The organism is Sporosarcina ureilytica, from assembly GCF_001753205.1.
Classification (GTDB): Bacteria; Bacillota; Bacilli; order Bacillales_A; family Planococcaceae; genus Sporosarcina; species Sporosarcina ureilytica.
This window is the reverse complement of sequence record NZ_CP017560.1, coordinates 1,678,438-1,702,067: the sequence shown is the minus strand read 5'-3', so window position 1 is coordinate 1,702,067 and position 23,630 is coordinate 1,678,438. Positions and strand designations below refer to the sequence as shown.

22 protein-coding genes, 1 pseudogene and 2 riboswitches are annotated in these 23,630 nt (G+C 37.9%); of the genes and pseudogenes, 9 read left to right on the top strand and 14 right to left on the bottom strand.

The window, feature by feature from the left end:
* Positions 1–328 precede the first annotated feature (328 nt).
* The 3 genes from BI350_RS08380 to BI350_RS08370 form a co-directional block, all read right to left on the bottom strand.
* Complete coding sequence (locus BI350_RS08380) at positions 329–1,006, bottom strand: type II toxin-antitoxin system HigB family toxin (protein WP_075527680.1); 678 nt, start codon at positions 1,004–1,006, stop codon at positions 329–331.
* A gap of 23 nt (positions 1,007–1,029) precedes the next feature.
* The gene (locus BI350_RS08375) at positions 1,030–3,483 is read right to left on the bottom strand and encodes a hypothetical protein (protein ID WP_075527679.1); all 2,454 of its coding nucleotides are present in this window, start codon (positions 3,481–3,483) and stop codon (positions 1,030–1,032) included.
* 73 nt (positions 3,484–3,556) lie between these two features.
* Positions 3,557–4,039, bottom strand: coding sequence for a hypothetical protein (locus BI350_RS08370; protein WP_245698318.1), 483 nt, complete (start codon positions 4,037–4,039; stop codon positions 3,557–3,559).
* A 408-nt stretch (positions 4,040–4,447) separates the two neighbouring features.
* On the opposite strand from BI350_RS08370, the gene BI350_RS08365 reads away from it, so the two are divergent.
* The 3 genes from BI350_RS08365 to BI350_RS08355 all read left to right on the top strand — a co-directional run bounded on the left by BI350_RS08365 (position 4,448) and on the right by BI350_RS08355 (position 6,480).
* Positions 4,448–4,834: a hypothetical protein gene (locus tag BI350_RS08365; RefSeq protein WP_075527677.1), complete on the top strand. Its 387-nt coding sequence runs from the start codon at positions 4,448–4,450 to the stop codon at positions 4,832–4,834.
* Positions 4,835–4,995: 161 nt separating this feature from the next.
* A complete protein-coding gene (locus BI350_RS08360) occupies positions 4,996–6,081 on the top strand; it encodes a CotH kinase family protein (protein WP_155767573.1) in 1,086 nt (361 codons plus the stop codon).
* 18 nt (positions 6,082–6,099) lie between these two features.
* Positions 6,100–6,480 carry an SET domain-containing protein gene (locus BI350_RS08355; RefSeq protein ID WP_155767501.1) on the top strand — a complete coding sequence of 127 codons (381 nt, stop codon included), beginning with the start codon at positions 6,100–6,102 and terminating at the stop codon, positions 6,478–6,480.
* Between the two features lie 247 nt (positions 6,481–6,727).
* On the opposite strand, the gene BI350_RS08350 is transcribed toward BI350_RS08355, so the two are convergent.
* From BI350_RS08350 to BI350_RS17300, 6 genes and pseudogenes are all read right to left on the bottom strand, one after another.
* A complete protein-coding gene (locus tag BI350_RS08350; protein WP_075527675.1) occupies positions 6,728–7,099 on the bottom strand; it encodes a VOC family protein in 372 nt (123 codons plus the stop codon).
* Positions 7,100–7,226: 127 nt separating this feature from the next.
* On the bottom strand, positions 7,227–7,982 hold the full coding sequence (locus tag BI350_RS08345; protein WP_075527674.1) for a SurA N-terminal domain-containing protein: 756 nt from the start codon (positions 7,980–7,982) through the stop codon (positions 7,227–7,229).
* 483 nt (positions 7,983–8,465) lie between these two features.
* Positions 8,466–9,242: a 3-hydroxybutyrate dehydrogenase gene (locus tag BI350_RS08340; protein WP_075527673.1), complete on the bottom strand. Its 777-nt coding sequence runs from the start codon at positions 9,240–9,242 to the stop codon at positions 8,466–8,468.
* Between the two features lie 121 nt (positions 9,243–9,363).
* Positions 9,364–9,501 (bottom strand): annotated as a pseudogene (locus BI350_RS17415) (CoA-transferase); the annotation flags it as partial.
* Positions 9,502–9,654: 153 nt separating this feature from the next.
* Positions 9,655–10,212 carry a DoxX family protein gene (locus BI350_RS08330; protein WP_075527671.1) on the bottom strand — a complete coding sequence of 186 codons (558 nt, stop codon included), beginning with the start codon at positions 10,210–10,212 and terminating at the stop codon, positions 9,655–9,657.
* 31 nt (positions 10,213–10,243) lie between these two features.
* Entirely contained in the window at positions 10,244–10,366 is a 123-nt protein-coding gene (locus BI350_RS17300) for a hypothetical protein (RefSeq protein WP_281181738.1), read from the bottom strand.
* Between the two features lie 358 nt (positions 10,367–10,724).
* On the opposite strand from BI350_RS17300, the gene BI350_RS08325 reads away from it, so the two are divergent.
* Positions 10,725–12,215, top strand: a complete 1,491-nt coding sequence (locus BI350_RS08325) for a peptide MFS transporter (RefSeq protein ID WP_075527670.1) — start codon at positions 10,725–10,727, stop codon at positions 12,213–12,215.
* Positions 12,216–12,875: 660 nt separating this feature from the next.
* Positions 12,876–14,894: a cation:proton antiporter gene (locus BI350_RS08320; protein ID WP_075527669.1), complete on the top strand. Its 2,019-nt coding sequence runs from the start codon at positions 12,876–12,878 to the stop codon at positions 14,892–14,894.
* A gap of 209 nt (positions 14,895–15,103) precedes the next feature.
* Here the strand turns inward: BI350_RS08320 and BI350_RS08315 are convergent, their stop codons facing one another.
* Entirely contained in the window at positions 15,104–15,814 is a 711-nt protein-coding gene (locus tag BI350_RS08315) for a cysteine hydrolase family protein (RefSeq protein WP_075527668.1), read from the bottom strand.
* Positions 15,815–15,936: 122 nt separating this feature from the next.
* A riboswitch (SAM riboswitch) is annotated at positions 15,937–16,038 on the bottom strand.
* A gap of 184 nt (positions 16,039–16,222) precedes the next feature.
* Here BI350_RS08315 and cysK point away from each other — a divergent pair.
* The 4 genes from cysK to BI350_RS08295 all read left to right on the top strand — a co-directional run bounded on the left by cysK (position 16,223) and on the right by BI350_RS08295 (position 19,875).
* Positions 16,223–17,152 (top strand): cysteine synthase A, encoded by a 930-nt coding sequence (gene cysK, locus BI350_RS08310; protein ID WP_075527667.1) that lies wholly within the window; start codon positions 16,223–16,225, stop codon positions 17,150–17,152.
* Between the two features lie 144 nt (positions 17,153–17,296).
* Entirely contained in the window at positions 17,297–18,139 is an 843-nt protein-coding gene (locus tag BI350_RS08305; RefSeq protein ID WP_075527666.1) for an ABC transporter ATP-binding protein, read from the top strand.
* Positions 18,072–18,824 carry an ABC transporter permease gene (locus BI350_RS08300; RefSeq protein ID WP_075527665.1) on the top strand — a complete coding sequence of 251 codons (753 nt, stop codon included), beginning with the start codon at positions 18,072–18,074 and terminating at the stop codon, positions 18,822–18,824. The genes BI350_RS08305 and BI350_RS08300 overlap by 68 nt, the downstream gene beginning before the upstream one ends.
* A gap of 82 nt (positions 18,825–18,906) precedes the next feature.
* Positions 18,907–19,875: an ABC transporter substrate-binding protein gene (locus tag BI350_RS08295; protein WP_425423250.1), complete on the top strand. Its 969-nt coding sequence runs from the start codon at positions 18,907–18,909 to the stop codon at positions 19,873–19,875.
* Between the two features lie 339 nt (positions 19,876–20,214).
* On the opposite strand, the gene dapA is transcribed toward BI350_RS08295, so the two are convergent.
* The 4 genes from dapA to BI350_RS08280 all read right to left on the bottom strand — a co-directional run bounded on the left by dapA (position 20,215) and on the right by BI350_RS08280 (position 23,561).
* Entirely contained in the window at positions 20,215–21,099 is an 885-nt protein-coding gene (dapA, locus tag BI350_RS08290; RefSeq protein WP_075527663.1) for a 4-hydroxy-tetrahydrodipicolinate synthase, read from the bottom strand.
* Positions 21,100–21,223: 124 nt separating this feature from the next.
* Positions 21,224–21,402, bottom strand: a riboswitch (Lysine riboswitch).
* A gap of 196 nt (positions 21,403–21,598) precedes the next feature.
* On the bottom strand, positions 21,599–21,721 hold the full coding sequence (locus BI350_RS17295; protein WP_281181737.1) for a hypothetical protein: 123 nt from the start codon (positions 21,719–21,721) through the stop codon (positions 21,599–21,601).
* 276 nt (positions 21,722–21,997) lie between these two features.
* Positions 21,998–22,840, bottom strand: coding sequence for a malate synthase (locus tag BI350_RS08285; protein WP_075527662.1), 843 nt, complete (start codon positions 22,838–22,840; stop codon positions 21,998–22,000).
* Positions 22,841–23,150: 310 nt separating this feature from the next.
* On the bottom strand, positions 23,151–23,561 hold the full coding sequence (locus BI350_RS08280) for a carboxymuconolactone decarboxylase family protein (RefSeq protein ID WP_075527661.1): 411 nt from the start codon (positions 23,559–23,561) through the stop codon (positions 23,151–23,153).
* Positions 23,562–23,630 lie beyond the last annotated feature (69 nt).

Sequence of the window (23,630 nt, the reverse complement as noted above, 5' to 3'; positions counted from 1 at the left end):
GCAGCAATTGAGGAAAACACCAAAAACTTATTCACCGCAGGATATTTTAACGCTTCGTTGAAAGCCTTTCTGATTTAGAATCCGAAATGAGCTTCTGAATAAAGAAAAAAATCCATCCATTGGATAGACAAAGACATGATTTTACATATTCAAAAATATACACATAAAAAGAAGGATGAATGATTTCACACCTCTTTCTACGTGTATTCGCACTGCTATGACAGTCCTAATAGATATTGGCTGCCGATAATATCTCGTCAGCCACTCAGGGGGATCTTCAAGCCAATAAACATGACTTCACTGAAAAAAACTTAGTTTTTCCTACAGGCTACACTTGGTGCATTGTTTTGATGTGTTTAAAGTTAAGATAAATGGGATGCGTTTTTACTGTTTGGATTTCAATAATTTGATCTTCAAAATCGTTTAACTTCCCCAAGTAACTCTTATTTCCACTAATATTAAAGACAACGATTTTATTTTTAAACTTTTCCACTTGGGCATCAAATGCACTTGCTAATAACTCCTTATTTGCCTGCACGGGGATTGGATAATTATCTAAGCCATAAGGTTTTTTAATTTGCGTATACGGGATGAGCCACTTCAGATGATGTAATGAAATATACATCGTTTGATAAACGGGAGATTGGAAAACAAAATAGTCATTCATAACGCTTGTAATATGACCATACAAGGGCTGGTCGCCTGTTACATAAATTTCAACAAATGTACCTATCGCTTGCGTAACAACCTCTTCTAAAGATAAATCTTTATTAGTATCTTGCGCAATGATGCTTGGGAATCCAGTTGGTGATTCGATATCATCTAGAATGTCACGATCCACGTCAAAATTTTGGATATGATCTATGGAGATATACATAAATTCCTTTCCGTTGAAAAGCACGATGATATCATCTCCAACGTCAATTAGCGTTCCGGTAATCGAATGCGTACCCGAAGATTTTATCCGAACAACTTCATGGACAAGATTTCGAATAATTTTATTCAAATTTACATCTCCTTCATTGAACATTAATCACTTAATTGCCAATACATCTTTGCAGCATGATTCATTAAGGATATATATTGCCCTTCAAGAGCCGATTTCTTATCTATTGGACTGATTTTTCTTATAGGCATTTTAAAGATATCTGTTTTGGAATGTTCACGTTCGATATTATCTTCCAATTTAAGTAAATACTCAGCAGCATGCTTCATAAGTGAAGAATATTGCTTCTGCAACATTTCTTTTTCTTCTTTCGGACTTAGTTCTCTGCTAGGCGTGTGAGTGGGATTCGTATCATCCTGCGCTGTTTCTTCCATTGTGATTACTCTTTCGTCATGAATTTGACAATTATCTTCCTTTATTGGGTTACTAGGCCTACTTTCATAATGAATGGGGCTACGTTTACCACGAGGTTTTCCGTTTTCCTTCTGGTAAGATTGAACTTTGCTAAAGGATTGCTCAACACCGTTATCGGTATGATGAATTTCATTTCCAACCTGGTTATCCACTTCACTTAAATATTCTTCATCCTTATTCAATAAATCTTCAATATTTCGTTGTAGATAATTTAAATTCTCTTTAAATTCAACTAGTTGGTATTCTTCTAGATAGCCGTCATGCAAAACCTCAGCTACTTCTTGCTCTACAGAGGAGTTCGCCAATTCCTTCGATGCTTCTGCCAAATCTAGAACGGAGTTTTCAGCGACTCTTTCTTCACTTAGGTTTAATTCAAAACTCGCTTCTTCATCAATAGGTAAATCGACACGCTCTTCAGATTCAAGTTTTGATGAAACTTCCGCATTGGCATCACCGATATCGCTACCTTCAATTACCTCATCTGAGCTTCTACCAACCGAAACTTCTTCCATTTCCTCGTCCAAACTGGAGTTAGCTAGCTCTTCCGATGCTTCCGGTAAAGGTGTAACGGAGTTTTCAGTTGCTTTTTCTTCACTTAGTATTAATTCAAAACTCACTTCTTCATCAATAGGTAAATCAACACGCTTTTCAAATTCAAGTTTTGATGAAACTTCCGCATTGACATCACCGATATCGCTACCTCCAATTACCTTATCTGCGCCACTACCATCCGGAACCTCTTCCATTTCCTCGTCCAAACTGGAGTTAGCTAGCTCTTCCGATGCTTCCGGTAAAGGTGTAACGGAGTCTTCAGTTGCTTTGTATTCACTTAGTATTAATTCAAAACTCACTTCTTCATCAATAGGTAAATCAACACGCTCTTCAGATTCAAGTTTTGATGAAACTTCCGCATTGGCATCACCGATATCGCTACCTCCAATTACCTCATCTGCGCCACTACCATCCAAAACTTCTTCCATTTCCTCGTCCAAACTGGAGTTAGTTAGCTCTTCCGATGCTTCCGGTAAAGGTGTAACGGAGTTTTCAGTTGCTTTTTCTTCACTTAGTATTAAATCAAAACTCACTTCTTCATCAATAGGTAAATCAACACGCTTTTCAGATTCAAGTTTTGATGAAACTTCCGCATTGACATCACCGATATCGCTACCTTTAATTACCTCATCTGCGCTTCTACCATCCGAAACTTCTTCCATTTCCTCGTCCAAACTGGAGTTAGCTAGCTCCTCCGATGCTTCCGGTAAAGGTGTAACGGAGTCTTCAGTTGCTTTGTATTCACTTAATATTGATTGAGAGGTAGACTTTCTATTATTGATAGTTAAATAGAGAATCTTCATTAATTCGAGTTTCTTTGAGAGTTCCACATGGGGAGTTTCTTTGCGCACTTCTAATACCTCATGCGTACTATCTTTCTGAACCTCAACGATTTCTTTATCTGCTTTAACTTCACTTGAAATTGGTTGGGAATTATCCTTTGCATCTTCAAGAAGTGGACGTACACTTTCCGTTAATTCAAGCTCTGTCGAATGTTCTATATCGGCCTGATCTACTTCCAATATTTCCTTAGTGTTTATTGCATCCTTTATAAGTTCGTTGTCAACTTCATCAGTCTCTATATTCATAGTTAAATCAACTATTTTTTTGTTTTCTAATAATGCCCTCTCATTCATCAAGATTATGTCAGATTCGGATATCGAACTATAAATGTTTGTTATGATTAGACTTGGAATATAAAGTATTTCTTGATGACTGATTAAAATAATATAATCATCGATGATTTTACTAATGACCCCATAAATCGCTTGATTGCTCGACCCATTGATGATGACCCAGCTGTATTGCAAATCCTTCAATACTTCCATCAAGTATTGTTTATCGAGATAAGGAACATCTTTAGATGAAACATAAAAGTCTTTTGCATTCTTTGATATAGCTTGGATATGTTCATGGGCAATATAATGAACGTGTTGATTTACATCAACAACTATGTGATCTTGTTTAATAGCTAACAAAACGCCTTCCAAATACTGATGTCCACTTAGAAACACACCAATTTTCGTATCCTTAAGGCTGCCAAATATTTCCATATCTTTTTGCTCTCGCAACTTTTGGGCGCCCCCTTCATAGAATATCGTCGCTTCTTCTATTAAGAAGCGACGAACATATCATATGTCTAAATTATTTACCCTTTTCTTTTCCACAATCTCCCTTGCCATTGTCCGATTCTTTACATTTATTCTTTTTGTCAACTTTGATGCCATAGCTAATATTGCGGATATGGAACATTGAAACTCGAACGATTTCTTCGTTCGCTACAATTGTTACAAAATCATCCGTAACAACATCCATTACCCCTTCTAGAGTTTCTGGCCCGCCACGGTTAATTTTTACCCATCGAAGCGTTAATTTCTCAAGAATACCTCTAAAATCCTTGGCTTTAATGTACGTAAAGTCATCAGGAATATCAACATCAATTTCTACTTGGTCTTTAGAATTATAAGTTAAGCTCTTAATATGGTGTGTGTTGTAATAGATGATTCCTTCTTCTTCATGCAATAACGTGATGTGGTCCTTTTTTGCTCCCAACAACATGCCCGTGCGGGACTCCGGTCCACCCCGATCGACTTTTATTACCCTATCTACAAGCGAATGAAAATTCACAGTTGTCAAACCTCCTTTTCTAATATCCTTATATCTATATGTGTCCCGGGAAGTTTAGGTAATGGTCATTCGCCCATTTGGGAATAAGAATCCTCTATTTTTGTTATTTCATAATAGAATAAATAGAAGAATCCATACAATGTTCAGATCCTATTATCAACGGTACTTCATTTACTAAAGCAATTAATAAATTCCTTCATACTAAGTTAGCATTCAAATAAGACAAACCATTGCCGATTATTGCATCGAAAAAAGGATTAAACTTTTAACAAGCAAAATTCGTTGGGTTATCTTCCTATATATAATCTATGAAATTGTACATGATTCTGCCCTAGTTTCTTGATTGCCTAATGGGGTTAAAAAATATTGCATACTATGAATTATCTTCAATAGAAAGGTGGGATTCTTATGCCTAAAAAAGGGAAAAAAGGTAGAGTAACTACTACAACGACCGGGACTACGACGACTGGCACTTCAACAACTGGTCATACGACAACTGGCCATACAACGACTGGTCATACAACAACTGGTCATACAACAACTGGTCATACAACAACTGGCCATACAACAACTGGCCATACAACAACTGGCCATACATCAACCTGCCATACAACGACTGGGACTACGACGACTGGCACTTCAACAGGATGTTGGACGACAACTGGCACAACAACAACTGGTACTACTACAACTGGCAATACTACAACTGGTACTACTACAACTGGTACTACTACAACTGGTAGCGGTCCTAAGAAAGGTCATAAAAAAGGTCGTCGCGGTCGACGTCGAAGATAAATAAATAACATCCGCTTGATCATGCATCTCTTGATCATGCGGATACTTTTTACTTCATAACTTAATCCGTATGCTGTTCGTTTCACAATGAAACGAAGCACTCATTCATTTTTTCGGTATCATTTCTTTTTTACGGATTAACTAGAAAGGAAATAGTGATGATGTCCTATTTGCTACCATCTTTTTCTTTAGTGTTTGAAGAGGAAAATTTAGAGGAGTTACGTAGTGACTTGTGGAATAATGACCCTGTTCCCGCAGATTTAATCGTTGATGACGTCACTTATGATATTGATATCGCCTATCGTGGTTCATATACACGAAAATTCCGTAAAAGATCTTATCTCATTGAGTTCGTTAACCCGGAGACATTTTCGGGGAAAAGAATGATTCATCTCAATGCAGAATATAAAGACCCTTCTTTAATCCGCAATAAACTTTCCTTCGATTTTTTCCATGATATTGGGGTTTTATCACCTGAAAGTCAACATGTCAATTTAATTCGCAATGGGTCTCCTAAAGGCGTCTACTTACAATTAGAATCTGTTGATGAGTACTTTTTAAAAAAGAGAGGGCTTCCTCCTGGTCCGATTTACTATGCAGTCAACAACAATGCAAACTTTTCCTTACTTAGAGATGAAAAGATGAAAAAGTCACTTCTTTCTGGCTATCAACGAGCCGTCGGGACAGAAACGGATGATACAATCCTTCTTAATTTTATAGAACACGTCAATCATACACCGCTAGCAGACTTCCAGAACAAAATTCCAGATTTACTTAACGTTGACACATTCCTACATTGGCTTGCAGGAGCTGTTTGTACAATGAATAATGATGGATTCACCCACAATTATGCGTTATACCACAATAGTCAAACCGGACTATTTGAATTTATTCCATGGGATTATGATGCAACTTGGGGGCGGAAAGTCGATGGGGGTCCTATGCAGTACGACTACGTCCATATCGAAGGAAAGAAGAGCAATCATCTTTGTTATCTTCTAATGCGCGTACCAGAATTTCGTAAACGTTACCGGAAGATATTGGGAGATATTTTAGAAAATAAATTTACGGTGAACTATATGGAAAATAAAGTTAGGTCATTGCATGAAGCACTTCGACCACATATCCTTCTAGATCCATATAAACATACGAAGATGGATATATACGATCAGGAACCTGAATTTATTTTTCAATTTATCCGTGATCGTAACAGCTATTTAAAAAAGCAACTAGTGAATTTTGATTAATCGAAAGGAGATTCTACTGTGTTACCCATCTGCATAAAAGATACTGGAAAGTACGGTAGAGGAATATTTGCTACACGTGACATTAAAAAAGGTGAACTCATAGAAGTATCGCCTGTTATCGTATCACATCGAAACGAATGGAAATATCTAAAAAAGACAATATTGAATGATTATTGTTTTAGTTGGGGTGAGAAATACGAACATACAGCGCTCGCGCTTGGTTATGGTTCGATTTTTAATCATTCCTATTCGCCAAATGCATACTTTATATATAACATGGAGAATCAATCGATTGATTTTTATACACGACTCGATATTAAAATGGGTGAGGAAATTACAATTAATTACAATGAAGATGCGGATGATACATCATCATTATGGTTTGATGTGCTCGAATAAAATTCTTATTTCATTTACACTCGTTTTCATTTATAGAATATGGATTTTTAAAGTTAAACTACATTGAAGTGCCCCCCAAAAGTTAGCGTCAAAATCTAACTTTTGGGGGGCACTTCGGTAAGCAACGTTATTATTATTTGTAGCTGACTAATCAGTTAAAACTTCACACATACTGGCTATACGATATCCATGTAAATGCGATGAAACATAAGTAAAACCAATCGAACACTCACTCTCGTTGCGGACTTCACCTATGTTGGTCTATTAGAATCGGGTTACCGTCTGGATCTTCAATCATAAAACTGGCTGGTCCTTCGCTCGATTCATCCGCCTCAGTCAACATTTGAATTCCTTCTGCCTTTAGCTGCCTTTGAAGGTCTCGAATATCTGTAAATGAATCAAGATTTTCGGCATTTCCATTCCAACCGGGATTAAAAGTCAGCATATTTTTCTTAAACATTCCTTGGAATAGGCCAACGATGCAGCTTCCATTTTTCAATATTAGCCAATTTTGAGTAATGTCCCCGCCCAATACTTGAAATCCTAGGTTTTCATAAAATGACTTTGATTTGTTAATATCTTTAACACTTAGACTAATTGAGAATGCACCTAGCTCCATATTTCCTCCTCTTCCAAAATGTATTTCCCAAACATTCAGTTTACGTTAATTATACACGATTATCATAAAAACGCATCTTTTTATAGACTAAACACAATATCATTCTTATTCGATTTTTTATCCTAATTTATATACTTACTTCAATTTTCGCTGATTTTTTCAACTCTTCAATATGTGCAACTAACTGTTTATGCTGTCGTTCTTGTTCTATCTTTGCTTGGATTTCCTTCTTTATTTCTTCTAAGGGCTGCAGCAATTTCCCTTTTCCTTTCGCTTCCGTTACTAGCTGATCGTAGTAATTTTGGATTTCTTTTTCAGTAACATCTTTTATAGGCACCACTTTATTTTGATATTTATTAAACGTTATGGATTCAGCAATTTGTTCTTTGATAATTTTTTCATCTACATTTTTACTCTCAAATTCTTTTTCCATCGCTTTTTCATCTTCAAATTGTTTGGCGAACATTGCGTACGCTTCTTCAATCTCTTCTGCGGACACTTGAATTTTTGCTTCTTTTGCTTGTTGAAGTAGCAATGTCTGATTCACAATCGTATCAAGTGCTTGCTTTTTTAATTCCTCAGTAGAATCATGCCTTGCTGTTTCACCATTTTGTTCTATTTGACTAAGAATCGATCTCAAAACCGCATTATACTTCTTTCCTTTAACTTCTTCGTCATTCACCTTTGCAACAACTTCTCCTTCATCTACTTCTAGAAGCTCTTCCTCCTTCAATTGTTCCTCGTCAGCCGCAACTTCTACTCGAACAACCTCTTGTTCAGAAGATCGTTCGTCATTTCCTACATTTCCTTCCTTACCGTAAGCAACTAAAGTCATTGTCAAAGTCACTGCTATTAACAGGAATAGGATCTTTTTAACCTTCATGTAGTATTAGCCCCTTTCAAATCTGTCGCTCCAAATTTCTTATGCGTACAGTGCATCCTATTGAAACTCACTGGCGTGTAAAACCATTTATTCAGGATGTCATCTAATTGTTACATGATTGTCATTTAAAGATTTATAGCTTGCTTAATTTGACGCAATTCTCGAACTTACTATTTCAATAAGATTACAAATTAAAACTGGTAGCTTTCATCTAATCGGAAGGTTGTCCAATATAAGGTATTTGTTTTTAAAATTAAAAAACAGGATATGAGCAACCAAAAGGTCGTTTTTTTGTAAAACCATTTTGTGGATTTGGCGGTTTTCAATGCAATTGTCATATATAAAGAAGTGGAGCGAGGAGTATAAACAAGCACAAAAATAACCTTTGCCTTCATCAGCAAAGGTTAATGAAAAATTTAAGCTTTCATGGCGCTATATCCTTACGAATATACCATTCACGAATCCGTGCGACATATAGACATGCTACTGGGCAGTATAGCCACCATCAATAATTATCGGTTGGCCTGTAATCCCTTTTGCTTTATCACTTGCAATAAATAATGTCATATCAGCAACTTCTTGGACTGTCAACAATCTTTTTTGTGGGACGAGTGGATAAAGAACTTCTTCTAACACTTTCTCAAGTGAAACATTTCGAGTTGCCGCCAAATCGACGAGTTGATTGCGCACCAGCGGCGTTTCAACATAACCTGGACAAATTGCATTCACAGTAATCCCATATTCAGCACCTTCTAAAGCAGCTACTTTTGTTAGGCCAATAACACCGTGTTTCGCACTATTATATGCCGCTTTACCTGCAAATCCGATAACGCCATTAATCGATGCGATATTAATAATGCGGCCAAACCCTTGTTTCTTCATCATCGGCATCACATGTTTAATGGCCATAAACGGTGCTACAAGCATAATTTTAGTCATTAATTCAAATTTTTCAGTTGGAAAATCTTCAATGAGCGCAACATGTTGCATTCCAGCATTGTTCACTAACACATCGAGTCGTCCGTAATGTGTTACTGTTTTATCAATCGCTTGTTGAATGTCTTCTTCTTTCGTTACATCACATTTTACACCGAAACAATCATAACCTTCAGCAACTAATTGATTGACAGCTTCTTTCAGCTTTTCTTCATTGATATCAGAAAAAGCTACTTTTGCGCCTTCTCTTGCAAACGCAACGCCAATCTCATAACCTATGCCGCCTGCAGCCCCCGTAATAAATACGACTTTGTTTTCTTTCATGTTCTGATGCCCCCCTTAGTGATAACTGTTAACTATTTTCTTTTAGAAGATGTGGACCGACAGTAAATGACGTTGTGATTTCGATTTTACCTCTACGACAACGCCAAGTCTCTAATCCCCTATCCATCGCACCACCCACCCCTTTCACCATTTTACCAAGGATCACCCAATTGGCAAGGTCACCATTTTTTTCGTGACTTCCATTGCGCCAAGGATTGCTATCAATCTGACCACCTCGAATCATCTCAAAGAGCTCAGCACACAGTCGTACTTGTTTCTTTTATAGCATTAATTAAGTCCGAAGTCCTAAAACGTATAAACAAATTATGAAGGGGCCTGTTATCGAGTGATTCCATATTCTTTACGCAAAAAAATCCCAAGTAAATAAACTTGGGATTTAAGCTATCTGATACTATTTATTCCGTGAAGACCAAGGCGTTCCTAATCGCGGCAATACCCAGCGATCTAGTCCATACCAACCGGCAACTTTCCATGCCAAGATTAAGACAATCGCAATCATAAACATGACTGGGTTTGAGCTTACAGTACCTGCCAATAAGAAAGACATATTCATTGTTGCACCAAAGAATGCTGCAATTCCCGTTAACAATCCAACGATTAAGCCGAGCCCTACTAATACTTCACCCCATGCGACCATGTAAGAAAATGGAACCGCATTTGGAATGACAACACTTTCTAGAAACCAAGCATACCATCCTGCAACGTCCCCTGCTTCAGCTTTTGCAAGGGCACCCTTCATAAAACCCTGTATTGCAACGCCTGCTTGATCGCCTGTCCATGCATCAGACGTAACTTTTCCGATACCTGCCTTCAACCAAGAATAACCAAGGTATACTCTTAACACTAACCATATCCATGCAGATATTGTGTTCGAAAATAACCATCTTGATAGTGGATTTTCCTCAACAATTACATTTTTCCCAAATTGGGAATTTCTTAATTCAACCATGTCCTCACCTCATAAAAATTATATAAATGATTTAGTTCGTGTAAGTTAATAATGCACTTTCTTCAAACTGCTCAAGTGCTACTAACGCTTCAGCCTTATCTTGGTATTCAAAAATCCTAACACTTGTTTTCTCAAAAACTGTAAGTAACCACATGTTGTATCCTTCCTTTCAAATATTTTTTTATATTGTGTAGAGAATTGACACTATAAGATTGTTTATCTTATTAACTAGTATTATACGCATTTCCTTGCCTATGAAAAGAACTTTGTGAATTATTTCACATATGCTTCATAAGTTTTTGTCTGTTTTGTGAAAAGCTTCACGTACTAGTTTAATTATTTAATGAAGGGAATTATTTTAAACAGCCAAACATTGATTTTGTCATAGTCCCTTTGAGTAAACAAAAAATTGGTAATAATCATTATTTTACAACATTATTATTTTTATAATATTCTTATAGCAACTTAAAGCGCTTACATGTATCATATGTTTAGAGTAAGGGGGATGTATCGTGTCGAAATTAACTAAACAACAAATTATTGAAAGTGCCCCGCAAAAAGGTTTCTTCGGGCATCCAAAAGGGTTATTCACATTATTTTTCACTGAGTTTTGGGAACGCTTTTCCTATTATGGAATGCGCGCAATCCTTGTCTTCTATATGTATTATGAAGTATCAAACGGCGGACTTGGATTAGATAAGACAGTTGCACTGTCTATCATGTCGATTTACGGTTCACTCGTCTATATGTCAGGAATTATCGGAGGATGGTTAGCTGACCGGATATTTGGAACGTCTAAAGCTGTTTTTTACGGTGGAATTCTGATCATGTTTGGTCATTTAGTTTTAGCGATTCCTGGGAACTTAACAATGTTCTTTATTTCGATGGTGCTTATTGTACTTGGTACAGGACTATTAAAGCCTAACGTTTCTAGCGTTGTTGGTGACTTATATGCGGAAGACGATAATCGCCGTGATGCCGGATTTAGTATTTTCTATATGGGCATTAATATGGGCGCATTCATAGCTCCGTTAATTGCCGGAAGTTTAATGGATACAAGTTTCCATCTAGGATTTGGGGTTGCGGCTGTCGGTATGTTCTTAGGTTTGGTCGTATTTATTGCAACGAAAAAGAAAAATCTTGGACTTGCGGGTACACAAGCGCCAAACCCTTTAAATGCTACAGAGAAAAAACGGACTCTTACGATTTCTATTGTGTCGACAATCGTTATTGCACTCCTAATTGCAATTTCTATTCCACTAGGATGGTTAACGTTTGATTCGTTTGTAGCGTTTGTTGGAATTTTGGCTTTTCTCATTCCGACTGCTTATTTTATCGTGATGTATAGAAGTCCAAAAACGACTGAAGTAGAACAGTCAAGGATTATCGCGTATATTCCCCTCTTTTTAGCATCCGTTTTATTCTGGGTCATTGCTGAACAAGGGGCAACGGTTTTAGCGCTATATGCGGATACGAGAGCGAATTTGAATTTCATGGGGATAAAACTTTCACCAGCTTGGTTCCAATCATTTTGGCCATTATTTGTTATTATTCTTGCGCCAATGTTTGCTTGGCTTTGGGTGAGACTTGGAGATCGTCAGCCAACAATCCCACAAAAGTTTTCATTAGGGTTATTATTCGGTGGTTTATCATTTATCGTCATTTTACTGCCAAGTTATTTTGGCGGCGGAGATGCGCTTGTGAATCCGCTTTGGTTAGTTTTAAGTATTTTCTTCGTTGCGGTCGGAGAATTATGTCTCTCCCCTGTTGGTTTATCTGCAACGACAAAACTAGCACCTGTTGCGTTTTCGGCGCAAACAATGAGCTTATGGTTCCTATCGAACGCCGCAGCGCAAGCATTAAATGCACAACTGGTTAAGTTTTATTCAGCAGAAACTGAGATTATTTACTTTGGTACAATTGGCGGTTCTGCAATTGTCCTCAGTATCATACTGTTTTTCATTTCACCGGTGATTCAGCGATTTATGAAGGGAATTCGTTGATTCTTTTAGAGAAATGCTTATTTTAAATATTGATTTCCACAGTAGAGTCAATTTCATAATTACCTAAAACCGCTAAGCTGATACAATATATAGTGGAGAATGGTTTAACTCAACAGAGGCAATTTCATAATTGCCCAAACTATATATTGTATCGGCGCAGCGAAAAGATTGGAATATGAAATTGACCAAGTAGACAAAGCGTTGTGCTTTGTCTATTGTTGTTTTGTTGAGTAACTTTGTTTTCAAAGCACATAATATATAAAACCTGACGTTTGATGCATTAACATTCCCCAAAAACTTGTGCATAGTCTAATTGCAAAAAGAGCCCTTTATTACTTTCTATTAACCACGGTTCCATATTGTTAGCAGAAAAGTGCTTTAAGTACAGATCCCATTCCTTCCCAAAGTGGCAATAATTCCCGTTTAATTTATATCTAGAATGATTTCCCGGCACCATTATAAAGTTAAAAGTCGGCTTAATATCCGCTAGTAATAGGCTTCATCACCAACCTACTTTTTTATCTAAACTGTCTAACGATTTAAATTGCTTTTTTAGACTAGAATTTTTAAATCAAATATAGTACATTGTTTATTCATAAAAAGAAAATCAAAAAACAAATGTTATTGTAATTGTTACATGAAAGTGAGGTTGGTTTAATTATGAATTTCCCACTGACTGAACCAGTTCTTATATTTGGTTTGGCCGTTTTAATGTTCTTGTTCTTTCCTATATTGATGGAGAAATTAAGGATGCCAGCGATTATCGGCGCAATTATCGCTGGAATTATCGTTGGCCCCAATGGGTTAGGCATCCTAGCACGCGATTCGACTATTGAATTGCTTGGCACAGTTGGTTTATTGTTTATTATGTTTATTGCGGGTCTTGAATTGGACTTTGATGGGTTTAAGAAATACCGGAACCGAAGTATTGTTTTCGGATTACTTTCTTTCGGATTTCCTTTTATCCTTGGAATTATCGTAGGATTATGGCTTGATCTTGGTGTACTTTCGGCTATTTTATTCGGTACGATTCTTTCATCGCATACGTTACTCGGTTATCCGGCTGTAAGTACCTTCGGGGTGACTAAAAATAAAGCTGTCACAACTGCAATTGGCGGAACTTTATTAACGGACAGCTTAGCAATGCTTGTGCTTGCTATCGTAACAGGCGCATCCGCAGGAAATTTAACATTCGGATTCTGGATGTATTTATTAATTTCAACAGCTGTTTTTGCTGCCGGTATTCTCATCATTACACCTTATCTGACAAAGTGGTTTTTTAAACACTCTAAAAATGAAGCAGCATTAGAGTTTAACTTTGTCATGGCCGTTCTATTCGTAGCTGGGGCAATCTCATTATTTGTAGGTTTAGAACCGATTATCGGTGCATTCTTGGCCGGTCTTGCGCTAAACCGCTACATTTACGACCATGGGCCATTAATGAATAGAATTCGATTTACAGCGAATGCAATGTTTATTCCGTTTTTCTTATTATCTGTTGGAATGTTGATGGATCTACGCGTGTTGTTCTCTGATCCTGATGCATTAGTGGTAACAGGCTTAATCTTAATTGCTGGAATTGTCGGTAAAGTGATTTCCAGCTGGATTACTGGTAAAATATACGGTTATTCTAAAGTGGAAACAAACCTGATTTTCGGTCTATCTATATCACAGGCAGCCGCAACATTAGCAGCGACACTCGTTGGGTTTAGACTTGGATTAATTGACCAGCAAATCGTAAACGCTGTAATTGTGATTATCTTGGTAACTTGTATTATAGGTCCCTACTTCTCTGAAAAATATGCTAAAAAACTGGCTATTTCACAGGATAAGGGCGGTTCAGACGAATCACTTCCTGAACGAATCTTAATCCCGCTTGCGAATCCGAAGACAATGGAATCATTAATGGATATGGGATTTGTTTTGAAAAAGGCGTTGAATTCAGATGCACCGCTCTATCCACTAACAGTTGTTCAAAAAGATTTAAAAGAGGCAAGCGATGAAGTATCTCAAGCTGAAAAAATGCTAGAAAGTGCTGTCATGTATGCCTCAGGTGCAGAAGTTCCTGTTAAGCTCCTGACAAGAGTAGACCAAAATGTTGGTTGGGGAATTGAACGTGCCTCTACGGAAGAACAAATTACAACGATTATCGCAGGTTGGGATGGTGTCACGGAAGAAAACAATAAGACTTATGGAAGAGTAATTGATAACTTCCTTGAACATACGTTTCAGCGTTCACTGATTACGAAAGTCAGACAACCGCTCAATACAATGGATCGTATTATTTTAATTTTGCCGAATAATGTTGTTTATAAACCGGGTTTTGAAGATGCCATTTCTATTATTAAGGACATCGCTTCCCAGTTAAGTACCTCAATTAAAGGCCTTGTCCTCCGCGATGACTTAGATGTCTATCAAAAAGTTTCCGGACGTGTGCGCCCTAATATTAAAATCGACTTCCATTCAAAGGATAGTTGGGATTCACTTTATGAAAATGACTTGAACGATATTAAATCAACGGACCTGGTCATTTTATTAAGTGCTAGAAAAGGAACTGTGGCATGGAATCCTGAATTAGAAGATGTGCCTAAAAAACTTGCTGCTTTAAATCGCGGCAATTTCATCGTGTTTTATCCGACAGAAATGAAAGAAACAGATATTCGCGGCTCACGTGATTAAATACTGAGCTAAATAAAACCATAGATTCTCCTAAGGGAGTTTCTATGGTTTATTTTTTATCACCGCTCCCCCACTTATTACTAAATGATTCAGTGTACCTCTCATAGAACGATTATGATTGTTTTAACCTTCACGTTTGTTCAATAAAATGTAAATGTTTACTGCATAAGCACGCTTCACTAGTGAGTATCTGTTTTGAATGATTCCACTTAAACTGGCTGCTTCAAAAGATTTACAAATGTTTCAGCGGAAATCACCGGTGCGAAATAATTATTAATGCGTCTCATCGCGGCCGCTTCTTCTTCTGGATATTTGCACCCAGTCGCATCACCAATGACAATTGGCAAATAACCGTGATCACGTGCAGAGCGAACATTTCCTTCTATACACCAATCGAGATGAATCCCCGTAAATACAATGACTTCGACCTGCTTGCGCGCCAACTCTAGCGGGAGAGGTGTTCCGACAAACGCGGTTTGCAGAGCAATTTCATTGAATTGTAAATCCCCAGGTTCCACTAATTCCTGCAACTCATCCACTAGCTCGTTATCCTTTTCCTTTTGCTCTTCAGTAAAATTAAGGTTTTCAACCCATGTTTCATACTGCACTTTATCGAATATCGTCTGCGGATAATCTTCCCTGAAGACGCTATAGCCAACCCAACTGAATGAAACGAAATTACTTGCTTTCCGTGCTGCTTGAACTACATCTATTGTTGCTGGTAAATTTCCTCTTTCACGATGATTCTCAAATCCTTGTGCGCCCCAAGGTTCATAAAGTGATTTGTTTTGGCTAACAGAAACAAACGCTGCGTTCCTTTTAAGAATTTCCGCGAGGTTTAGTTTCTTCCATTGCGGTGCAAGTTCAGGAATTGCGTGTATCCCACCAATTTTTTCTTTAACTAATTCGATTTTTGTCATTTTAAATTCCTCCCTATTCTTTTTAAATTTTATTATTCCGATATTAGTACTAGGTAAGACACAAAAAATAACACCCCTTCCTATTATTAAAGAAGAGGTGTCAACATAAAAGTTCATTTCTCTCCTTATCTTTCAAGCTTTACGCTTGCTGGAATTGGCACAGTACGATAATGTCTGTTGCCGAGGTTTCATTGGGCCAGTCCCTCAACCTCTCTTGATAAGAAAATACAATATTTTATTAATCTGAATAATACAACACCAAAATACGAATGTCAAGCTCTTGTAAATCCTTTTCAAAGTATTTGTGCAGTTATGGTTTCTTTAATCCCTTGTAAATAAGTAGGATTAATATAGATTAATTTGTTATGATAAATACGAAGCAGAGAATTATTAGAGAGGAAGATTACTATGCGAGTTGTTAATAATATTGCCGACCTGATTGGAAATACGCCACTTGTAAAGCTGCAGTCATTATCTCCGAAAAATGGAGCGGCAGTCTATGTGAAGCTTGAGTTTTTCAACCCTAGCCGAAGTGTCAAAGACCGCGCTGCTTATAATATGATTGTAGCGGCGGAGGCAAGCGGACAATTACAAGTTGGTGCAACGATTATTGAACCGACGTCTGGAAATACTGGTATCGGACTTGCCATGAATGCTGCCGCTAAAGGTTATCGGGCAATTATGGTTATGCCCGATAACGCAACTGCTGAGCGCATTAATCTATTAAAAGCGTACGGTGCAGAAGTTGTTCTTACGCCGAGTGAAGAGAGGATGCCGGGCGCAATCGCTAAAGCGAACGAACTCGCCTCCACGATTGAAAACAGTTTTATTCCGATGCAATTTGATAATGAGGCGAATCCTACTATTCATCGGACAACGACTGCCGTTGAAATCATTGATGCAATGGCAGCGATTGACAGAAAACTTACTGCTTTTGTTTGTACTGCCGGAACAGGTGGAACCGTGACAGGAACGGGAGAAGCACTCAAAGAGTATGATCCTTCAATTACTGTTCATGTGGCCGAGCCTGCTGGATCCCCGGTGTTGTCCGGCGGCAAACCTGGAAAACATAAGCTTGTTGGAACAAGTCCAGGTTTCATTCCGCATGTACTCAATACAAATGTGTATGATGAAATTTTCAAAATAGAAGATGATGAAGCCTATCATATCGTGAGACAATTGGCCGCTAATGAAGGTATCCTACTCGGACCTTCAGGGGGTGCATCGGTTTTTGCAGCACTAGAGGTTGCCAAGCGTTTAACACCAAATGATACAGTCGTCTGTATCGCACCCGATTCAGGTGAACGTTATTTATCGAGCGACTTATTTCAATTTTAAAATTCAACCTTTTGCCTATGAGAGTAGGTGAAAGGTTTTTTCATCTGTACATAGTTGACAATTCCGAGTAGTATAGTAGATTATAGTTAATACATTTATTCATATTGATTTAATAGGATTTATGAATGAAGGAGGAAATTCAATATGTACTTGAAGATTGATGGGATTGAAAAAAGTTTTCCTCATAAAGAAAATGGGCAAGTGAAAGTGTTAGATACCATTGATTTAGAAGTTGAGCAAGGCCAATTCGTGTCCATTGTGGGCCCCTCTGGCTGCGGGAAATCAACATTACTATATTTAATCGCAGGGCTTGAACAACCAGACGCAGGAGAAATTCTGATTGCCGGAAAGAAAGTAACAGGCGCGGGGCCAGACCGAGTAGTGGTCTTTCAAGAAGACGGATTATTTCCATGGCTAACGATTTTAGATAATGTTACCTATGGATTGCGTTTGAAGAAAATTACCAAAAAAGAAGCTGAAGATAAAGCGCGTAAGATGTTGAAGATGGTTCATTTAAGCAATTATGCGGATGCCTATCCGCACCAATTATCAGGCGGCATGAAACAACGTGCATCCATTGCACGTGCACTTATCATGGAACCGGATATTTTATTAATGGATGAGCCGTTTGCTGCTTTGGATGAACAAACGAGAATGGTTTTACATAATGAACTTCTGGAAATTTGGAAAAAGACAAAAGTGACGATTTTCTTTATTACCCATAATATTCGGGAAGCTGTTCTTTTATCGGAAAAAATCATAGTTTTTGAAACACGCCCAGGAAAAATCAAAGCAACTTTTAAAGTGGAAACAACGAAAGATGGCATTACGCCGAATGATATTACGCTTCAATTAGAGAAACAAATTTTAACAGCTTTGGAAGATGAAATTGAGAAAGTTGTAAAGGAGGAAATGGGCGATGACTACAGTTTTAAGACGCGTGATCTTCATCGCGATGCTAGCGGGGATATGGGAAGTCACATCTAGATTATCAGATTTACCCCCTTTTATGTTTCCTAGTTTTACCCAAGTCATTCAAACATTACTGTCTGGTTTGATTAGCGGACAAATGATTTCCGCAATTACGAGCAGTTTAGGTCGGCTCCTCCTTGGATTTTCGATTGCAATCATACTTGGTCTGCTATTAGGCTATTTAATTTGGCGATATAAGTTGGTGGAAGATACACTTGGGTTCCTCGTAACTGCCCTGCAGTCTATTCCAAGTATTGTTTGGTTCCCACTTGCAATTATTTGGTTTGGTTTGAATGATATTGCGATTTTATTTATCGTGACCATCGGGGCAACTTGGACGATGACCATTAACGCGACGAGCGGTTTTAAAAATGTTCCGACGCTTTACCAACGAGTAGGCAAAACATTTGGGTCAAACGGATTTCACTTTTTGCGAACCGTTATCCTCCCCTCCTCTGTTCCCCAACTCATTTCGGGGTTACGAATTGCATGGGCATTTTCATGGCGAGCATTGATGGCAGGAGAATTACTCGGCGCTGGAAATGGCTTAGGGCAACTACTTGAGACAGGCAGATCTTTGGGACAAATGGATTTGGTCATTTCCGTCATGATTATTATCGGAGTCATCGGTACGATTATGGATAACGTCGTCTTTTTACGACTAGAACGCAACGTCCAGAAGAAATGGGGAGTTAGTTAGGGTTTATTTTATTAGCTAAAAGCATTAAAAATTAGGCAAAATTAGAGGAGCGATTTATATGAGAAGAAAATCACCAGTACTTATGCTGATAACAATATTTTTGCTCAGTATTTTAGCGGCATGTGGAAATGAAGGCGAAGCCGACATTAAAGAAGTGAACATCGGGTACTTTCCAAACTTAACGCATATTACAACGATTGTCGCATTGGAAAACGGTTATTTCAAGGAAGCTTTTAGCGATGACATTGAAATTAAAACAAAAACAGTGAGTAATGGCGGATTATTTATGGAAGCGATGGCAACTAAATCGATTGACGTAGGTACAGTTGGACCGGGACCACTTCTGAACATCTATGTGAAAGATCCGAGATACCATATTATTTCTGGCGCGGTAAATGGCGGTGCCGTACTCGTTACAAGTGATCATAGTAATATATCATCACTAAAAGATTTAGACGGCAAAAAAGTTGCCATTCCAGTGATAGGCAGTACGCAAGATGTTATGTTAAGAAAAGCACTCCAAGAGGTCGATTTAAAACCGACGACAAATGGTGGAACAGTCGAACTATTTGCGGCAGCCCCCGCCGACACAGCAACACTATTCATTCAAGAATCAGTCGATGCAACTGCAACCCAAGAACCGTGGGGATATATTTTAGAATCACAGGCAGACGGTAATTTGCTACTGGATTGGGAGTCATTTGCTTGGGGGAAAGATTCAACAAATACTGTCGTGGTTGCTAGAGAAGGTTTTCTAGAAAACGAAGAGCTGGCGAAAGCTTATTTAACAGCGCATATGAAAGCCGTTGAATTTATTGAACAACATCCAGAAGAAAGCCAAGAACTTGTCATTCATCATATTAAAGAATTAACAGGAAAAGAGATTGACAAGGAAGAAGTAGAAGTTGCCTTTAGTCGACTACAAGTGACAACATTGGTGAATGAACAAGTTATTCAAGAAATGGCCACAATCAGTGAAGAGGCTGGCTATGCGAAAAGCGCTGACATTGATGGTTTGGTCCGATTAGAACTACTCGAGTCCCTCGAATAAATTTGATATAAAAGAGGAAGATGAGAAAATGTTATTTTCTCATCTTCCTCTTTTTGTTCATACAAATATATATATGGTTGATTTATACTAGGTGGTCTCCTCCTTTAAACTTACACACTGGAACGCCTGAACAATATCATAGTAAAGTTGCTCAATTCAAAGTGCGCTAAGTCCCCTACCACAAAAAGCTCTTTTAAAAACTAAAGCAAGATTTAGCTGGGCGCGAAAAAGAAGATGAAAATGATAGTTATAAATATGCCAGTCACAGAAATTTGCGTGACTGGCATATGTGTATGATTCGATATGTCTTGAGCTTAGTTTATCTTATAGACACTCGTTTTAGACGAATAATCCATCATAAGCATTTAATACTTCTTCCAATGTACGAAGTTGTTCTTCATTCAACGGGACCATTGGCAGACGAACGCCACCGACAGGAACTGCTCTTGCATTCAATGCCGCTTTAACCGAAGTTGGATTTGGCGTTGCAAACATTGCATTCATAATTGGCAGCATGCTGCGATGAACTTTAGCCGCTTGTTGCACATCACCGTCTTTAAAGTTTGCGATCATGGCCTGCATGTCATTCCCTAAGATATGGGACGACACGGATACGACACCCGCTCCCCCAATTGCTAAAACGGGAAGCGTTAAACTGTCATCTCCGCTATACAATGAAAAATGGTCAGGCGTTTGTTCGATAATTTTAGCCATCGCATCTAAATCAGCACTTGCCTCTTTAATGGCAACGATATTAGAAATTTTTGCAAGTCGAACAGTCGTTTCTACTTCCATATTGACGGCACTGCGTCCTGGAATGTTATACAGCATAACCGGTAAAGTAGTCGACGCTGCTATTGTCTTGAAATGTTCATATAATCCTTCTTGACATGGTTTATTATAGTAGGGTGCCACAAGCATAATTGCATCGACGCCTGCCGCTTCCGCACGAATCGTCAGTTCGATTGACGCTCTTGTGTTATTCGAACCTGTTCCTGCAATCACCGGCACCCGTCCATTAACCACTTCTACCGTAAACTTAAATAGTTCGACCTTTTCTTCATCTGTCAATGTCGGAGATTCTCCAGTAGTCCCTGAAATCACTAAACTATCCGATCCATTGGCAATTAAATACTCAATCAAGTTTCTCGTCGCGGGAAAATCAATTTCTCCCTGTGCATCAAATGGTGTCACCATAGCTGTTACAATTTGTCCAAAATTCATTAACTCCACGTCCTATCATTTATTTTTGGAAAATAAACAGAGGGAGTAGGGCGATTTGTGATTAAACACAAAAAGCAACAACGAGGGTTCGTTGTTGCAGTTGAAATAATAAATTATTTCTTTGCAAAAAGATAGCCCTCCATATAGTTTCCTATATGACAATCCTGGACTTATTCAACCCAGAACCAGCTTTGAGAAATATGAGTTTCTCTCCACTTCGGCAAATCCCCCTTTCCACAATCATCATTGGACCTCATTATCCTCAGATTGTGTACTAATGGTTTCTGCGCCTCTATCCTTACTTCAAAGTTATGAAATAAGAGAAATGTTTAATTACTATGACTATACTTCTTTTCAATGAAGAATGCAAGTCCGACTTTGGCGATTGCTATGTATAGTGCACGATTCGCATGCAAATAGTAGACGCCAAAGAACTATTTCATGTCCAGGCATAACGAAAAACTCCTTCCCCATTGGAATCAGGAAAGGAGTGAATAGATTAAGCTACATAAGAAAGACGTGCGTTTTTTGAAAATGATGCTAACGCTTTTTTCGCTTCATTTTGATTTGTATATTCAAAAATTCTGAAGGATTGTTGCTCAAATACTGTGACTACCCACATTTGACATTCTCCTTTGTTAGTTACTTTTCATTGCTGCCTTTAGTATACGCTGTTTTATAACAGAAAAAAGGACAATGTGCATATTTTCACAATTCCTCCAAAAATAAAGCGCTTACATTTGACATTTTGATGACAATCATCAAAATAGTAAGACCTTGTGACGACTTCATTTCTTGAATCAATAATTAAAAATAATCCTACCAAACATATTTTTGGCAGGATTACTATATTTATTTTATGCAATTCATTTCAGGTCATATGAACGGGTTGGTCTGATTATGATTGCTTTAATGCCCCGTTCGCCTCTGGGATATTATTCATGTCAAGCGCATTCATTTGACAGAAATATTCCAAAAACCTTTGAGCTTCTTTGATTTGTTCTTCATCTGTTCTTAACGCAATAATATCTTTTAAAATTTGGGCAGTCCAGACATTATCGAAATAACGATATTTACCAGAATTCCATGAAGTTCGATGTGGATGGTTCTGATTGATATAGTAATTCCAGAAAAGCATTTCCTCCGCTTCTTGATCCGAGAGCTGGATTCTAAATTCTGCATGGGATGGGACCATTCCGTCTTCGCTAAGATTGCCGGAGTACGCTTCATTTACCATGTAAAGACCGAGAATCTGTCTTTCTGTTTCTCGTTGTTCTGCCCCCCTTACAGTCAATAGACCTGCGCTGTTCGGACGCAAACGAGCTGCTCTGTTTGGCTGGCCTTTATTTACTCCACTTTGAATCGTGCCAGTACTTACTTGCCAGTCGGTAAATACATGTTGTTGTTCTTCTACATCCAACCAGAAAACAATTTGCGAACTTTCATGAATTCTATTGTTCTTTAGCTTATCTCTTAGTTGCTGTTCAAGCGCCAGTCGCTCTTGTTCTTCTTTGCGTTTCCTTAAAAGAGCCTCTTCTTTCTTTTCCCTTTTCAAAAAGATTTTCTCCAAAGATTTCGCAACACTTCGGTCATTAAGTGTAATAAACTCTCCAAAAGCATCAGGATAAACGAATTTTTTAATTTTCTCATTAAAATCAACGGTGATAACAGATTCCTCATGACCCACGATATTTCCCTCACCAAATACTTTATGAGTTATTTCTTCATTAATTAAATTCACTAACCCACTCTCCTTATTTAAAATTTTTGACCGAATGCAACGAAAATACGTTAACAAATTCAAAAAATCGCACTCAAATTCTGTCGTAAGAAATTGCGCACGATGATCGAATACTGTCTCAATAATTGTTATAACTATATATTATCACATATTTTGAAATATCGCAAATTTTATGATTGACAAGAGTTATTTGTTTATTGTATAATACCATTTTTTCATTAAATGAGAATTATAAAGAACAAAAAAATGGCCCTAATCACATAAAAACTGTCGATTAGTACCATTTCTTTTTTCGAATAAAGAACCTAATTTAATTAGCAGATGTTGTAACAGATACACCGCGTTCTTCAAACACTTTTTGAGCGGCTTTTAATGCATTTAGGGCACGCGGAAATCCTGTATACGGGATGAGATGCATAATACAACCGACAATTTCTTCTGGTGTTAACCCTACTGCCAGCCCCGTTTTTACATGCATCTCAATCTGCGGTGTTCCCTGTGCGACAAGGGCTGAAATGGTTGTAAGTACTTTTTGTTTGTTATCAAGTCCTGGACGCGCATAAATGTCTCCAAAAGCAAATTCAACAACATATTTGCTTAAGTCAGGCGCAATATCTTTAAATCCCTCACCAATATCCATATGGCCAGTTGGATTGTCACTGTCTGGTATTGTAAGTTCCATTAATTTATCCAAACCTTTTTGATAACGATCTGTTGCCATTTGAAATCCCCCTTAGATTAACGATTTGCCATTTCCAACGCTAGAGTCTTTTTCTAAAAATGTCGATAA

Excerpts from the sequence above, each read along its gene's own strand:
- BI350_RS08365 (WP_075527677.1), top strand. The coding sequence starts at position 4,448 with ATGCCTAAAAAAGGGAAAAAAGGTAGAGTAACTACTACAACGACCGGG.
- BI350_RS08360 (WP_155767573.1), top strand. The coding sequence starts at position 4,996 with ATGTCCTATTTGCTACCATCTTTTTCTTTAGTGTTTGAAGAGGAAAAT.
- BI350_RS08350 (WP_075527675.1), bottom strand. The coding sequence starts at position 7,099 with ATGGAGCTAGGTGCATTCTCAATTAGTCTAAGTGTTAAAGATATTAAC.
- BI350_RS08345 (WP_075527674.1), bottom strand. The coding sequence starts at position 7,982 with ATGAAGGTTAAAAAGATCCTATTCCTGTTAATAGCAGTGACTTTGACA.
- BI350_RS08340 (WP_075527673.1), bottom strand. The coding sequence starts at position 9,242 with ATGAAAGAAAACAAAGTCGTATTTATTACGGGGGCTGCAGGCGGCATA.
- BI350_RS08330 (WP_075527671.1), bottom strand. The coding sequence starts at position 10,212 with ATGGTTGAATTAAGAAATTCCCAATTTGGGAAAAATGTAATTGTTGAG.
- BI350_RS17300 (WP_281181738.1), bottom strand. The coding sequence starts at position 10,366 with ATGTGGTTACTTACAGTTTTTGAGAAAACAAGTGTTAGGATTTTTGAA.
- BI350_RS08320 (WP_075527669.1), top strand. The coding sequence starts at position 12,876 with ATGAATTTCCCACTGACTGAACCAGTTCTTATATTTGGTTTGGCCGTT.
- BI350_RS08315 (WP_075527668.1), bottom strand. The coding sequence starts at position 15,814 with ATGACAAAAATCGAATTAGTTAAAGAAAAAATTGGTGGGATACACGCA.
- cysK (WP_075527667.1), top strand. The coding sequence starts at position 16,223 with ATGCGAGTTGTTAATAATATTGCCGACCTGATTGGAAATACGCCACTT.
- BI350_RS08305 (WP_075527666.1), top strand. The coding sequence starts at position 17,297 with ATGTACTTGAAGATTGATGGGATTGAAAAAAGTTTTCCTCATAAAGAA.
- BI350_RS08300 (WP_075527665.1), top strand. The coding sequence starts at position 18,072 with ATGACTACAGTTTTAAGACGCGTGATCTTCATCGCGATGCTAGCGGGG.
- BI350_RS08295 (WP_425423250.1), top strand. The coding sequence starts at position 18,907 with ATGCTGATAACAATATTTTTGCTCAGTATTTTAGCGGCATGTGGAAAT.
- dapA (WP_075527663.1), bottom strand. The coding sequence starts at position 21,099 with ATGAATTTTGGACAAATTGTAACAGCTATGGTGACACCATTTGATGCA.
- BI350_RS17295 (WP_281181737.1), bottom strand. The coding sequence starts at position 21,721 with ATGTGGGTAGTCACAGTATTTGAGCAACAATCCTTCAGAATTTTTGAA.
- BI350_RS08280 (WP_075527661.1), bottom strand. The coding sequence starts at position 23,561 with ATGGCAACAGATCGTTATCAAAAAGGTTTGGATAAATTAATGGAACTT.